We start from the raw sequence: 13,370 nt of genomic DNA, 5'->3' as shown, positions 1-13,370 counted from the left end.
ACATGGCAAAGCAGAATACCCCGCGGGAACCGCACCCCGCCCGACCCCGGCCTCCGATGCGCAAGCTGCTCAAGGAATTCACCCAGCCCGGGCTGGTGCATCCGGCCCTGATTCCGGGCATCGGCGTAGAATCGACCAGGCAGGATTTCCGCACCAATAAACTTGTCTTCGCCTTATCCGGCGCGTTGATTGTGGCGGTGATTCTCTGGGCCGTGCTGGCACCTGATACCGTCGCCACGCTCGGCGGCACGGCGCTGTCCTGGGTGACCACGAACTTCGGCTGGATGTTCGGGCTGCTCTCGATCGCGATCGCCGTGTTCATGCTGGTGGTCGGCTATTCGCGCACCGGCGGCATCCGCTTGGGCGCCGACGATGAGAAACCCGAATTCTCGACCGTGTCCTGGGTGGCGATGCTGTTCTCGGCCGGCATCGGCATCGGCTTGCTGTTCTATGGCCCCTATGAACCGCTGGTCTACTTCCAGGATCCGCCCTACGGGTTCGAGTCGGCCGCCGGAACCCCGGATGCCATGCACGATGCCATGGCGCAAACCATGCTGCACTGGGGCCCGATCGCCTGGGCCTACTACGCGCTGGTCGGCGGCGCCATCGCCTACAGCGCCTACCGGCGCGGGCGTCCGCCGCTGATCTCCTCGATCTTCGAACCGATCTTCGGCGCCCGCACCCACGGTCCGATCGGCATGGCCATCGACATCTTCGCCATCCTGGTGACGCTGTTCGGCACGGCCATCTCGCTGGGCATCGGCGCCCTGCAGATCGGCCGCGGCTACCAGATGGTCAGCGGGGCCGGGCCGGTGGGCAACACGTTCCTGATCGGCTCGATCGCCGTGCTGACGGTGCTGTTCATCCTTTCGGCGGTCTCCGGGGTCAAGCGCGGCATCCGCGCCCTGTCGAACCTGAATATGGTGCTGGCCGGGATGCTGGCGCTGTTCATCTTCATCGTCGGGCCGACCCTGTTCATCTTGAACTTCATGCCCGCCAGCATGGCCGCGTTCTTCGGCGAGCTGTGGACCATGCTGATGCGCAACCCGAACCAGAGCCCGGAAGCGGCCGAGTTCATGGGCGGCTGGACCACCTACTACTGGGCCTGGTGGGTGACCTGGACCCCGTTCGTGGGCCTGTTCATCGCCAAGATCTCCCGCGGCCGCACGCTGCGCGAGTTCGTGACCGTGGTGATCATCGTCCCCGCGCTGGTCTGCTTCTTCTGGTTCTCCATTTTCGGCGGCACCTCGATGTGGATGGAGCTGACCGGCCAGGGCATCAGCGATGCCGGTTCGCCGGAGGCGATGCTGTTCGCGGTCCTGGACCAGCTGCCCGGAGGCACCGTGCTGTCGATCATCGCGATGGCCTCGATCATCGTCTTCTTCGTCACCTCGGCCGATTCGGCCTCGATCGTCATGGCCTCGATGTCGCAGCGCGGCCGGCCCGAGCCTTCGCGCTGGGTCACCGTGGTGTGGGGGCTGCTGCTGGGGCTCACCGCGGCCTCGCTGCTGCTGGCCGGCGGAGCGGAGGGGCTGGCCGGACTGCAATCGCTGATGGTGGTCTCGGCACTGCCGTTCGCCTTTGTGGTGATGGGCATCATGATCGCCTGGTGGCGCGATCTGCGCACCGATCCATATATTCTGCGGGTCAAGTTCGCCCATGCGGCGATCGCCCAGGGCATCCGCCGCGGCATCGAGGACTTCGGCGATGACTTCGTGTTCAACGCCACCGAGGTGCGCAAGGAGGAAGGAGCCGGTGCCGGGCTGGGCACCAAGGATCCGCTGCTGACCGACTGGTACCTGCAGGCCACCGGGGAGATCGACCTGGTCAACCCCGCGGATATCGCCAGCAGCCGGCAGCCCGGAGCGATCCAGCGCGAGCGCCAGGCGGAGCCCACGCCTACCGCATCCGCAGATGCTTCGCTGGCCGTGGGCGAAAAGTAGCCGGTGCGGCGGCGCAGCGACAGGCTGCAGGATTGGTTTCTCGGGTGCAAATAGGTCCGGCGAACGACCGACGGCGCCCCGCATAAAGCGGGGCGCCGTCGGCGTTTTACGAAGGCTCAGGGCGCGGGGCTGACCGGTTCCAGCCCCAGGGTAAGCACGATGGCTCCGGCCTCGCGCAGCTGGGTGTAGACCGCCGGCAGGTTCTGCGGGCTCACCGCCGCGGTCAGCGGGGCGAGCACGGTGGTGCTGAATCCGGCGCGGGCGGCATCCAGCGCGGTGGCGCGCACGCAGTGATCGGTGGCGATGCCCACGATATCCACCGTGGTGATGCCTCGCTCGCGCAACCATTGATCCAGCAGGGCGCCGGACTCATCCTCCGGGGCCGCGCCCGGATCCAGGACCCGGGCCTCGAACCCCGAGTAGGCGGCGGTGAAGCGGCCCTTGGCGAAGTGCGCGTCGACTTCCAGCGCGGCGATGCTTGGGTGCAGCTCCGCGCCTTCGGTGCCGGCGACGCAGTGCACCGGCCAGGAGTCGGCGAAGTCCGGGGCCTCGGAAAAGTGGGCTCCCGGATCGATATGCCAGTCCTGGGTGGTGATGATCGCGCTGTAGGACTCGCGGCGGGCCATCACATCCTCGGCGATCGCGGCAGCGACGGCGTTGCCGCCGGCCACGGCCAGCGGGCCGCCTTCGCAGAAATCCGGTTGGACATCGACAACTAGCAGGGCTCGAGTCATGTTTTGCTCCTAATCATTGCGAGTGAATAGGGTTTTAACCATAATACTGCCTCGGCGCTCAGTCCTCGCGGATGATCGTCGGGATGACCGGCTCGCCGCGCTGGAGCTTGCGTGCCACTCCGGGCATTTCCTGGATCGAGGCGTGGTGGCGCGCCCTGGCCTTCTCCACGCCGGCCGCGCCGATGAAGGACTCATCGATCCGGCCCGCGGTGACGAAGGGCACCGAAAGCTGGCGCTCGGGCCCGCCGGTGCTGTACTCCTCGAGCGAGACGATCTCCGCGGTGGCACGGTTGCGTTCGTTCAGCTGGCGGACCGCGTGCTTGCGCCCGCCGACGCTCGCCTTGTTCGCCGAGGCCTTCGCCACCGGAATCCAGCTGCCGGCCGAATCCTGCCGGGCGACGAGCTTGTAGACCATCGAGGCGGTCGGGTGCCCGGAACCGGTGACCAGGGCGGTGCCCACGCCGTAGGAATCCACCGGTGCGCTGCCCAGGGCCGCGATCGCGTATTCGTCCAGATCAGAGGTGACGGTGATCTTGGTGTTCCAGTTGCCCAGGTCGTCGAGCAGCTCGCGCACCCAGCCGGCCTGCTGGACCAGGTCGCCGGAGTCCAGACGCACCCCGCCGAGCTCGGGACCGGCCACCTTGACCGCGGTGCGCACCCCGGCCTCCACCTCGTAGGTGTCCACCAGCAGCGTGGTGTCTTTGCCCAGCGATTGGATCTGCGCGGCGAAGGCCTGCTCTTCGGTGTCGTGCAGCAGGGTGAAGGAGTGCGCGGAGGTGCCTACCGTCTTGATCCCGTAGCGTGCGCCGGCCTCCAGATTGGAGGTCGAATCGAATCCGGCGATGATCGCGGCGCGGGCCGCGGCCACCGCGGATTCCTCGTGGGTGCGCCGGGAGCCCATCTCGATGCACGGACGGGTGCCGGCCGAGGCGATCATGCGCGAGGCGGCCGAGGCGATGGCCGAATCGTGGTTCAGGATCGAGAGGATGTAGGTTTCGATCACGCAGGCCTCGGCGAAAGTGGACTGCACGGTGAGGATCGGGGAGTGCGGGAAGTAGAGCTCGCCCTCGGCGTAGCCGGTGATGTCGCCGGTGAACTTGAAGTTCTCCAGGTAATCCAGGGTTTGCTTGTTCACCACCTTGGTATCCGAGAGGAAGCGCAGCTGCGCGTCGCCGAAGTGGAAGTCCTTGAGGCCTTCGAGCAGGCGACCGGTGCCGGCGACCACGCCATAGCGTCGTCCCTCGGGCAGTCGGCGCGAGAAGGCTTCGAACACCGAGGGGCGGTGAGCGGCGCCGGAGGCGAGGGCCGCCTGCAGCATGGTCAGCTCGTAGTGATCGGTAAAAAGGCTGGTGAGCATGTGGTGCTCCTGATCGAAAAGTGGATGGACCGGCCTTTACTGTATAACGCCTCACGCTTGCGGTGATATTCACAACGCACCGCGCCTCCTGGCAAGATGGGGCGTAAAATGAGAATTATGACCGCTATGCCCGATGTAATGACGAACCCCGAGACCCTCAAGGCGCAGGATAAGGCCTGGCGCCTTATCGTGTGGAACGACCCGGTGAACCTGATGAGCTATGTCTCCTATGTGTTCCAGTCGTATTTTGGCTTCACCCGCGAGCGCGCCGAACAGCTGATGCTGCAGGTGCACAACGACGGTTTTTGCGTCGTGCGCAGCGGTGCCCGGGAGGCGATCGAGTCCGACGTGCATGCGATGCACGGCTTCGGATTGCAGGCAACCATGACCCAGGAGGCCTAAGCTACGTGGCAAAGGCCTTTAAAAGTGGCGCGCGCGGAATCACCGGTACGCTGCACGCCTCGGAACGGAAATTGCTGCGCGAACTCTTCGGCGACGTCATCACGGTGCTCGAAGAACGCGCCGCGGTGCATGAGCTGCCCGAGGATATCGATCCGCTGTACGCGCTGACCGGGATGCGCCCAAAGAGCGCGGATCTTCCCGAACCATCCGATGCCGCGGTCAAGCGGCTGCTTCCGGATGCCAGCGAGGACAAGGCGGTGGCCGCGGAATTCCGCCGGCTGACCGAAGCGGATCTGATCGCCGAAAAGACCTCTTTATTACGCGAGGCCCAGCTTTTGCTGGAGACCGAGAAGCTGGTGCTCCAGGTCCCGGCCGCGCAACGCTTCGCGCGGGCGTTGAACGATGTGCGCCTGGTGCTCGCCGAGCGGCTGGACATCCGCGACGAGGCGGATTCGGAGCGGATCGCCCAGCTGGTCGATGCCGCGGCCGTGCAATCGCCGCAAGAGTATCTGGGATTGGTGTACAACTTGGTCTCCTGGGTGCAGGACACCTTGATGCAGGCACTGATGAATGCGGAGCGCTAGGCGATGAACTCCTACTTCGCCAGTTCTCCGCTCAGCGCGCCAAATGCCAATACCCCGATCGGGATCTTCGATTCAGGGGTCGGTGGACTGACCGTGGCCCGCGCGATCATCGACCAGCTGCCGGGCGAATCGTTGATCTACGTCGGAGACACCGCGAACTCGCCCTACGGCCCGTTGCCGATCGCCCAGGTGCGGGCCAATGCGCTGGGCGTGATGGACGAGCTGGTGGACGCCGGGGTGAAGCTGCTGGTGATCGCCTGCAATTCGGCCTCCTCGGCGGTGCTGCGTGACGCCCGCGAACGCTATACCGCGCGCTACGGGATCCCGGTGGTCGAGGTGATCCAGCCGGCGGTGCGCCGTGCGGTCGCGGCGACGAAGAATGGGAAGATCGGGCTGATCGGCACCCAGGCGACGGTGGGATCGCGCGCCTACGAGGACGCTTTTGCCGCCGCGCCGTCGTTGAAGGTGCACGCGGTGGCCTGTCCGCGGTTTGTCGAATTTGTGGAGTCAGGGATTACCGCCGGTGCCGAGCTGCTGGCGCAGGCCGAGGAATACCTGGCCCCGCTGAAGGCCGCCGAGGTGGACACGCTGATCCTGGGCTGCACCCACTATCCGCTGCTCACCGGCGTGATTTCCTACGTGATGGGGGAGTCGGTCACCCTGGTCTCCAGCGCCGAGGAGACCGCAAAGGATGCCTTCCGCGCCTTGACGACCCATGAATTGGTACGCGAGGACCAGCTGGCGGCGCGTCACGAATTCCTTGCCACCGGGAACGCTGATAGTTTTGGGGTATTGGCTCGCCGATTCCTCGGACCGGAAGTATTGCAGGTGCGCCATGTGGACCATGTGGCCGCCCACTATCCCACCGGTGCGATCACCAGGCTAACCCCGGAACTGATTGCCGCGGCGAAAGCGAGTAAGCAATGAAGCTGACCATTATCGGGTGCACCGGGTCGTTCCCGGGCCCGAGCTCCCCGGCGTCCTGTTACCTGGTCACTGCCTTTGATGGCACTCGCGACTGGAAGATCCTGCTCGATCTTGGCTCCGGCGCCCTGGGCGTCCTGCAGCGCTATACCGATATCAAGGACCTCGATGGGATCATGATTTCCCATCTCCACCCGGATCACTGCATGGACCTGTGCGGCATGCACGTGGCCATCCGCTGGGACCCAAACGGCTGGAACCGCGAAAAAATGCTGGTTCATGGGCCGGCGGATACCGCCAATCGGATCGAGACCGCCTACGGCCTGCCCGAGGGCGACACCATGCACAAGGACTACGACTTCCGCCAGTGGACCGCGCTGCAGCCGGTGAATATCGGCCCATTCACCATCACCCCCTACCCGGTGCGCCACCCCATCGAAGAGTCCTACGCCTTGCGTGTCGAGGCCCGCGAGCCTGGCCCCGACGGGGAACTGCTGACCAGTGTGCTGACCTACTCGGGGGATACCGATACCTGCCAGGGGCTGGTGGATGCCGCCCGGGGTTCGGATATCTTCCTCTGCGAAGCGGCCTTCGAGGAGGGCCGCGACGACGCGATCGACGGGGTGCACCTGACCGGCAAGCGTGCCGGGCAGATGGCCACCGAGGCGGGCGCCGAGCGGCTGCTGCTGACCCACATTCCGGTGTGGACCGATATCAACAAGGTCGTCGACGAGGCGAAGGAAACTTATGACCGCGGGATCGCCGTGGCAATTTCCGGGGTGACCTACGGGGTCTACTCCGGCTCCCTGAAAGAGGACAAGCACCCGACGCTGTTCAAGGGCGACCGCGGAACCGACTACCTCAAGTCCCGCACCGGCTCGCTGCCGAAGATCAACTACGAGAAGGTCCGCAAGTTCCCGCTGCTCAAGCGCAAGAAGTAGCGGGCAGGGTTTTGCGGCACGGGTAGGCAACCGAACCCGCCGCACCCACGGGCCAACCCAACAGAGGAACTGAACTATGCCATCGGCACCGCGACGCAGCGTAAATCTGGGCAAGCAACATCCCGAGGCCTACAAGGCCCTGATCGAGTTGAATGCGCAGGCCGAAGCGGCGCTGGTGGCCTGCGGTCTGGACCCGCTGCTCGGTGAGCTGGTCAAGATCCGTGTTTCGCAGCTCAACGGCTGCGCCTTCTGCCTGCGAATGCACACTCGCGATGCGCTGAAACTCGGGGAGACGTCCGACCGCTTGGCTGTGCTGGCCGCGTGGTGGGAATCGCAATACTTCAGCGAGGTGGAGGCCGCGGCGCTGGCCCTGGCCGAAGAGGTCACGCAGCTTGAGGTGCCGCCGTCGCGCGCCGGGGACACCGCGGTGCTCAGCGCGGAGCAAGTCTCCGCGATCAGTTGGCTTACCATCGTGATGAACAGCTGGAATCGGATCGCGATTCGCAGCCAGTACCCCGTCGCACCTTGATCACCGGAAATCGCCGTTCGGCTGAGGGATCAGCCAGCCAGACCGGTGATTTCGCTCACCGAACTCTAGCGAGCAGAATTGCCGCGTGCTAGCTTGGAAAGCACACCCCGCTGAGGACTCGCGGGGCAATTAACTACCTACACCATGGACGCGAACCCGCAAGGACTTCCTATGGACTACTTCTAAGGAGTACCTCGTGTCCTCGGTTCTTCGACGCATCATTTACGTCTTTTCCTATGAGCTCTTCGCCATTGTGCTGACCTCCGTGGCCTTGGTCCTCTTGGGTTTTGGCGGCGGGCATTCCGGTATTGTCGCCGTGACTTCTTCGGTCGTGGCCCTGATCTGGAACTACATCTGGACCTCCCTGTTCGAGGCATGGGAAAAGCGCCAGGAGTCCCAGGTGCGCACCGTGGGGCGCCGGATTGCCCACGCGCTCGGGTTTGAAGGCGGATTGGTGCTGATTCTTGTGCCGATTCTCGCCTGGATCCTCTCGGTTACGCTGCTCGAGGCGTTGGTCCTGGAAGCAGGATTGCTGGTGTTCTTCCTGATCTACACCTTCGTCTTTGCCTGGCTCTTCGACCGTGTCCTACCGGCCAAAAAATGCCCATCTGCCGAGGTCGAAGAATCGGTGATTTAGCACCGCCCGCCAGCCAAGTCGAGTTGGCACCCTGTTGGACTAAACACCCTGGCTTCTGGTGCCGTCACAGACCCGGAAGCCGGGGTGCTTTCGTTAGGATGGAAGCATGACTTTACGTGCCGACGGCCGCAGCGCCGCGCAACTTCGCGACATCACCATCACCCGTGGATGGTCCACCCAGGCCGAAGGCTCGGCTCTGATCGAATTCGGAAATACCCGCGTGCTGTGCACCGCTTCCTTCACCCAGGGCGTGCCGCGCTGGCTCAAGGGCGAGGGGACCGGCTGGGTTACCGCAGAATACGCGATGCTTCCACGTGCCACCAACACCCGTAACTCCCGCGAAGCGGTCAAGGGCAAGCTGTCGGGCCGCACCCATGAGATTTCCCGACTGATCGGCCGCTCGCTGCGCGCGGTGGTTGACACCAAACAGCTGGGCGAAAACACCATCGTGCTCGACTGCGACGTATTGCAGGCAGATGGCGGAACCCGCACCGCCGCGATCACCGGCGCCTATGTGGCGCTGGCCGAAGCGCTGGAATGGGCCCGCCGCGAGGGAATCCTGAAGTCCAACGCGAAGGTGCTCTCCGATTCTGTCGCGGCGATCTCCGTGGGCATTATCGACGGTACCCCGATGCTCGACCTGCCTTATGAGGAGGACGTTCGCGCGGAGACCGACATGAACGTTGTGGTCACCGGTTCCGGTGACTTCGTCGAGGTGCAGGGTACAGCGGAGGGCGCACCGTTTAAGCGTGCAGAGCTCGACGCATTGCTGGACCTTGCATTGATCGGGACCACCGAGCTGGCGCAGATCCAGACCGAGACCCTGCGAAACGCCAAATGAGCGAGGCAGTTCTCGTCCTAGCCTCACGCAACCAGGGCAAGCTGCGCGAACTGCGCGAGCTGCTGCGCGGCCAGGTGACTGGCCTGGATGTCGACACCCAGGTCATCGACGCGGCCACCGCCGGCGCCCCGGACCCGGTCGAGGATCAGGTCACCTTCGAGGGCAATGCACTGAAGAAGGCCAAGGAGATCAGTGCCGCTACCGGGCTGATCGCGCTGGCCGATGATTCGGGATTGAGCGTTGATGTCTTAGGCGGGGCACCCGGGATCTTCTCGGCTCGCTGGTCTGGATCGCACGGTGACGACGAAGCGAATATCGACCTGTTGCTGGGGCAGCTCGGCGATATCTCCGAAGAACACCGTGGCGCCGCGTTCGTCTGCGCCGCGGCACTGGCTACTCCGAGTGGTGCGCAGCAAGTGGAACTCGGCAAGCTTGTAGGCCGGCTGCGCCGCGAGCGTGCCGGCGAGCATGGCTTCGGCTACGACCCGGTCTTCCAGCCCAAAGATTCCAACCGTTCCTTGGCTCAGTTCTCGGCAGAGGAAAAGAACTCGATCTCGCATCGCGCCCAGGCATTCAAACTGTTGCTACCAGCGATTATCACTGAGGTCAGCAAGGCATTAGCCGTCAAATAAGCGCCAGCGTGACTTGGCGCAGATAGCCACCGGGCTTCTGGTGAACCGGCCGGCTCTCCGCATTTCCCCGATATGGGAAATACGGAGAGCCGGCCGGTTTTTTCGTGCGCGGAAGGCAGTGGTATTGCATAATTTTCACCCAGGTTCTATGGTTAGTTACATGAGTAATGAACCAATGAACTGGTTGGGAGATTTGGTTCCACAAACGAGGGGAAGTGCATGGCGTGATCGATGATTCGAAACCGATTTTCATGCAGATCGCCGAGCTGATCGAAAATGATATTTTCGCTGGCGTGCTTGCCGAAGAGGCCCAAGTGCCATCGACAAACGAATTCGCCGCCTTTTACCGGATCAATCCGGCAACTGCGGCCAAAGGAATTAACAAGCTCGTTGAAGAAGGGCTGTTGTATAAGAAGCGGGGGATCGGGATGTTCGTAGCACAGGGCGCGCCGGAACGGCTGAGGCAAAAGCGTCGACAGAAATTTAATGACCTGTACGTCCAGCCGCTGACGGCCGAAGCGGGGAAACTTGGCATCGGAGTTGAGGAGCTGATGGACATGATCAAATCCGCACATCCATTGGATTCGACCCACGGAGGTATGAGTGATGTCTGAGAAAATCGCAGTTTCGGCGCAACGGCTGACTAAGACGTTTAAGGACGTCAAGGCGCTGGATGACGTTACCCTGCAGCTAGAATCCAACAAGATCTACGGTCTGCTCGGCCGCAATGGCGCTGGCAAGACGACCCTGATGTCGATCCTCACCGGTCAGGGGTACCCCGGCAGTGGCGAGATCGAGATCTTCGGGCACGCGCCCTTCGAGCATGATGCAACCCTGTCCCGCATCTGCTTCATTCGTGAATCGCAGAAGTACCCCGATGAGTACAAGGTCTTTCAGGCGTTCAAAGCAGCGTCCCTCTTCTTCGAAAATTGGAACGAGGCGCTAGCCCAGGAGCTGATCGCAGACTTCAACTTGCCGGTCAAGCGCAAGATCAAGAAGCTATCCCGCGGCCAGCTTTCGGCCGTTGGAGTGATCATTGGCCTGGCTTCGCGGGCCGAAGTGACCTTCTTCGACGAGCCATACCTGGGCCTGGATGCGGTGGCTCGGCAGATCTTCTACGACCGACTGGTGGAAGATTTTTCGCTGTATCCACGCACGATCGTGCTCTCCAGCCACCTGATCGACGAGGTCGCAAATCTCCTCGAACACGTGATCATCATCGACGGTGGTCGCATTGTGATGGACAGCGATGCTGAATCCCTTCAAGGGGCCGCGGTGACGGTCAGCGGCAACTCGAGCACGGTGCACGAGTTTATCGAGGGTTACCCGGTCATTCACCGGGATTCTCTGGGAACGCTGGCGAGCATCAGCATCCGAGCGCGACTTTCGGAGAGGCAACAAACCGAAGCGCGAGAACTGGGTCTTGATCTCAGCCCCGTTTCACTACAGCAACTGGTCGTACGGACTGCCTTGGGGCAGCCGGTTCAAAGCGAAACAACCGAAGGCGATGAGGAGGCAAAGCAATGGAGCGTGTAATAAAGGTAGTTCGCATGCAACTGATCAACAAATGGGTCTTTATTGGCCTCCCGCTGTTGATTCTCGGCTGCTCTTTTATTTTCTCGTTGGCGATCTTCTGGATAGTCCGCGAAGCCGGAGCCGAGGGAGCCGTTTATGGCGGCGGAGCCCAAGCGCCCATGTGGTACTTTTTGGCGTTGGGTATCCAGGCACTGACCTTAACCTTCCCCTTTTCTCAGGCCATGAGCGTCTCGCGACGCAGTTTCTACCTCGGAACGGTCCTATTGTTTTCGGCCTGCGCACTGGCGCTATCGATCTTCTACTACTTGATGGGACTGGTGGAGAAGGCAACCGGTGGTTGGTGGCTGGATTCCCGGTTCTTCGCCTTGGAGTGGATCGCGGATAACAACGCGGCGGTTCAGGTAGGTTTCTACTTCGTGCTGATGGTACTGCTGTTCATGATCGGCTTCTTGATCGCCACGATCTACATGCGTTGGAAGACGACCGGCATGGTGGTCTTCTTCATTGGACTAGGAGTTGTGCTCCTCGGAGTTGCCGCGCTGATGACCTTCAGCGATTTTTGGGACAATTTCTGGAGCTGGGCGCTGACTTGGACTGCTGCCGGGGTGACCTTGTGGGGTGGTGCCGTAGCGGTGGTGATGGCCGGCGGTTCGTATCTGACCTTGCGTAAGGCAACAGTGGCCTAGCCGCCCGATAGATGGCCTGATACCCGGGGAGCGAATCACTCGCTTCCTGGGTATTCTGCTACCCGGAGACCCAGCGCAGCGCGATCCCTATCCCATCGACTTCGCACCGTCGATGGACTCGCGGATGATGTCGGCGTGCCCAGCATGCTGCGAAGTCTCTGCACCGATGTGAAGCAATGACCGGCGCACGCTAAGGCTCGCACCAGGTTCGTTCCATGGAGCCGGCGGTAGCTCGAAACGTCGATCAAGATCCGCAAGGGTAGTCACTATCTCCTCGGTGCGTGCGGCGCAGGCATCGTAATCAGCAATGATTTCCGCCAGAGTCTGATCTGCTCCCATTTCAAACTGAGCCTGCCGAATCGCGTATTCCTCCGCTCCCCACTGCGCAAAATGCTTCCCATTGACCGACTGGGCCTCCATGCCTTCGACGACAAATCGCGCCCAGGAATCCTCGGTGGCGGTAACGTGCTTAATGATTCCTCCTAAGCAGAGGGCACTGGCCGTGGGGCGAAGCCTGGCCTGATCATCGCTCAGCCCGCGGGTCGTATTTTTCAGGAAGAAACGGGCCTCCGCCAGCAGCCCCAAGATGTCTTGGCGTTCGGGAGATAGCGAAACCATGGTGCTCCTTGGAAAGGTCAATGCTTGGATGGGAAGTGCTGTGCCCAACGATACGACGCTCCGCAGCTGGGCCACAGCCTTCGAATTGAAACAGGTCGGGCCGAAAACTCAAAGACTAGGCGAATAATTCCTGTCCCAAGCCAGGTCGAATCGGGTCTATCGAGAGCTGCATGGAGCAACAGATGGGCTTGAAATAGCACTTTTCCCGCAGTGGTTTTGGTCGCCAGGGTGGGGAAGAGGCGAATTGCCCACGGTCGGCAAAATCAGCCTGCCGACGCCGGGGCGGTCGCCAGATGATGAGGGCTTGGCCGGTCAGGGTTAGCCGAACAACCATAAATCATGTCTCGATCGTGACCGAGCATGGCAAGGCGTTTCTTTTCCAATGACGGATGGCACCTTTCTTGCTACCCTACATACACCGCTGTCGAGCCCGATGGATACTGAATCCACCTCGGCAATTCATGGAGAATCAGGAGAGTGGCCATGAACGCCCTGCCGACCGGAACCCGCGCACCCGATGGCGCCTTGGAGCTGCGCAGAGTTTTCACGGTGCCAGCCGCAGAGCTTTGGACCTACCTTGCTGTTTCGGATCGAACTGCTTTGTGGTTCGGCAGTTGGCGGGGTGACCCCAGCAGCGGGGAAGTGGAAGTGGCTTTGACCGCCGAGGAAGGAACGCCCCGCGAGAAAGTCGAGATCCTGAGCTGTGACCGGGCTGCTTACCTGCTTAGCGTCAGCACCGGGGAAGGCGAGGAAGTTTGGCGGTTGGAATTATCGATCGAGGAAGTTTCGGACGGCAGCAAGCTGGTGTTCAGGATGCCGGGGCTCGATCCGAGCATGGCCGGCTCGGTGGGTCCTGGGTGGGATTACTACCTGGACCGGCTGGTGGCAGCCGTTTCCGGTGCCGATGCCGATGAAATCCGATTCGAACCGGATTATTACCCAGCACTTAGCGGCTACTACGAGTCGCTCTTCCCAACCGCCCCCCGGGAGTAATCGCTTGCGTATA

15 protein-coding genes and 1 pseudogene are annotated in these 13,370 nt (G+C 62.4%); 13 read left to right on the top strand and 3 right to left on the bottom strand.

Going from position 1 to position 13,370, the window contains the following annotated elements:
* The first annotated feature begins 2 nt into the window (after window positions 1-2).
* Window positions 3-1,943 (top strand): BCCT family transporter, encoded by a 1,941-nt coding sequence (locus ACT3UQ_RS06190; RefSeq protein WP_444636692.1) that lies wholly within the window; start codon window positions 3-5, stop codon window positions 1,941-1,943.
* Between the two features lie 116 nt (window positions 1,944-2,059).
* On the opposite strand, the gene ACT3UQ_RS06185 is transcribed toward ACT3UQ_RS06190, so the two are convergent.
* Together ACT3UQ_RS06185 and ACT3UQ_RS06180 are read right to left on the bottom strand one after the other, a co-directional pair.
* Window positions 2,060-2,677: an isochorismatase family protein gene (locus tag ACT3UQ_RS06185; RefSeq protein WP_105570122.1), complete on the bottom strand. Its 618-nt coding sequence runs from the start codon at window positions 2,675-2,677 to the stop codon at window positions 2,060-2,062.
* A 58-nt stretch (window positions 2,678-2,735) separates the two neighbouring features.
* Window positions 2,736-4,034: a nicotinate phosphoribosyltransferase gene (locus ACT3UQ_RS06180; protein WP_105650809.1), complete on the bottom strand. Its 1,299-nt coding sequence runs from the start codon at window positions 4,032-4,034 to the stop codon at window positions 2,736-2,738.
* A 117-nt stretch (window positions 4,035-4,151) separates the two neighbouring features.
* On the opposite strand from ACT3UQ_RS06180, the gene clpS reads away from it, so the two are divergent.
* The 11 genes and pseudogenes from clpS (at window position 4,152) to ACT3UQ_RS06125 (ending at window position 11,746) form a co-directional block, all read left to right on the top strand.
* A complete protein-coding gene (gene clpS, locus ACT3UQ_RS06175) occupies window positions 4,152-4,436 on the top strand; it encodes an ATP-dependent Clp protease adapter ClpS (RefSeq protein ID WP_105570124.1) in 285 nt (94 codons plus the stop codon).
* A 5-nt stretch (window positions 4,437-4,441) separates the two neighbouring features.
* The gene (locus tag ACT3UQ_RS06170) at window positions 4,442-5,020 is read left to right on the top strand and encodes a DUF2017 domain-containing protein (protein WP_105650808.1); all 579 of its coding nucleotides are present in this window, start codon (window positions 4,442-4,444) and stop codon (window positions 5,018-5,020) included.
* A gap of 3 nt (window positions 5,021-5,023) precedes the next feature.
* Window positions 5,024-5,947 (top strand): glutamate racemase, encoded by a 924-nt coding sequence (gene murI / locus ACT3UQ_RS06165; protein WP_105554245.1) that lies wholly within the window; start codon window positions 5,024-5,026, stop codon window positions 5,945-5,947.
* A pseudogene (locus ACT3UQ_RS06160) lies at window positions 5,944-6,738 on the top strand (MBL fold metallo-hydrolase); the annotation flags it as partial. The gene murI and the pseudogene ACT3UQ_RS06160, both read left to right, overlap by 4 nt.
* 223 nt (window positions 6,739-6,961) lie before the next feature.
* Window positions 6,962-7,414: a carboxymuconolactone decarboxylase family protein gene (locus ACT3UQ_RS06155; protein WP_105554243.1), complete on the top strand. Its 453-nt coding sequence runs from the start codon at window positions 6,962-6,964 to the stop codon at window positions 7,412-7,414.
* 196 nt (window positions 7,415-7,610) lie between these two features.
* The gene (locus ACT3UQ_RS06150; RefSeq protein WP_105554242.1) at window positions 7,611-8,051 is read left to right on the top strand and encodes a PACE efflux transporter; all 441 of its coding nucleotides are present in this window, start codon (window positions 7,611-7,613) and stop codon (window positions 8,049-8,051) included.
* A 106-nt stretch (window positions 8,052-8,157) separates the two neighbouring features.
* Entirely contained in the window at window positions 8,158-8,892 is a 735-nt protein-coding gene (gene rph / locus ACT3UQ_RS06145) for a ribonuclease PH (protein WP_105554241.1), read from the top strand.
* The gene (gene rdgB / locus ACT3UQ_RS06140; RefSeq protein WP_444636688.1) at window positions 8,889-9,524 is read left to right on the top strand and encodes an RdgB/HAM1 family non-canonical purine NTP pyrophosphatase; all 636 of its coding nucleotides are present in this window, start codon (window positions 8,889-8,891) and stop codon (window positions 9,522-9,524) included. Before rph ends, rdgB begins: the two co-directional genes overlap by 4 nt.
* 224 nt (window positions 9,525-9,748) lie before the next feature.
* Entirely contained in the window at window positions 9,749-10,138 is a 390-nt protein-coding gene (locus ACT3UQ_RS06135; protein WP_258133683.1) for a GntR family transcriptional regulator, read from the top strand.
* A complete protein-coding gene (locus ACT3UQ_RS06130) occupies window positions 10,131-11,060 on the top strand; it encodes an ABC transporter ATP-binding protein (RefSeq protein WP_105554239.1) in 930 nt (309 codons plus the stop codon). The genes ACT3UQ_RS06135 and ACT3UQ_RS06130 overlap by 8 nt, the downstream gene beginning before the upstream one ends.
* Window positions 11,061-11,074: 14 nt before the next feature.
* Complete coding sequence (locus ACT3UQ_RS06125) at window positions 11,075-11,746, top strand: hypothetical protein (protein WP_258134036.1); 672 nt, start codon at window positions 11,075-11,077, stop codon at window positions 11,744-11,746.
* Between the two features lie 87 nt (window positions 11,747-11,833).
* On the opposite strand, the gene ACT3UQ_RS06120 is transcribed toward ACT3UQ_RS06125, so the two are convergent.
* Window positions 11,834-12,364: a DinB family protein gene (locus ACT3UQ_RS06120; RefSeq protein WP_105554237.1), complete on the bottom strand. Its 531-nt coding sequence runs from the start codon at window positions 12,362-12,364 to the stop codon at window positions 11,834-11,836.
* A 483-nt stretch (window positions 12,365-12,847) separates the two neighbouring features.
* On the opposite strand from ACT3UQ_RS06120, the gene ACT3UQ_RS06115 reads away from it, so the two are divergent.
* Complete coding sequence (locus tag ACT3UQ_RS06115; RefSeq protein ID WP_444636686.1) at window positions 12,848-13,357, top strand: SRPBCC domain-containing protein; 510 nt, start codon at window positions 12,848-12,850, stop codon at window positions 13,355-13,357.
* The last annotated feature ends 13 nt before the right edge of the window (window positions 13,358-13,370 follow it).

The organism is Glutamicibacter sp. AOP12-B1-11, assembly GCF_052379245.1.
Taxonomy (GTDB): domain Bacteria; phylum Actinomycetota; class Actinomycetes; order Actinomycetales; family Micrococcaceae; genus Glutamicibacter.
Note: the sequence above shows the minus strand (reverse complement) of the source record. Positions and strands in the feature narration are given on the sequence as shown.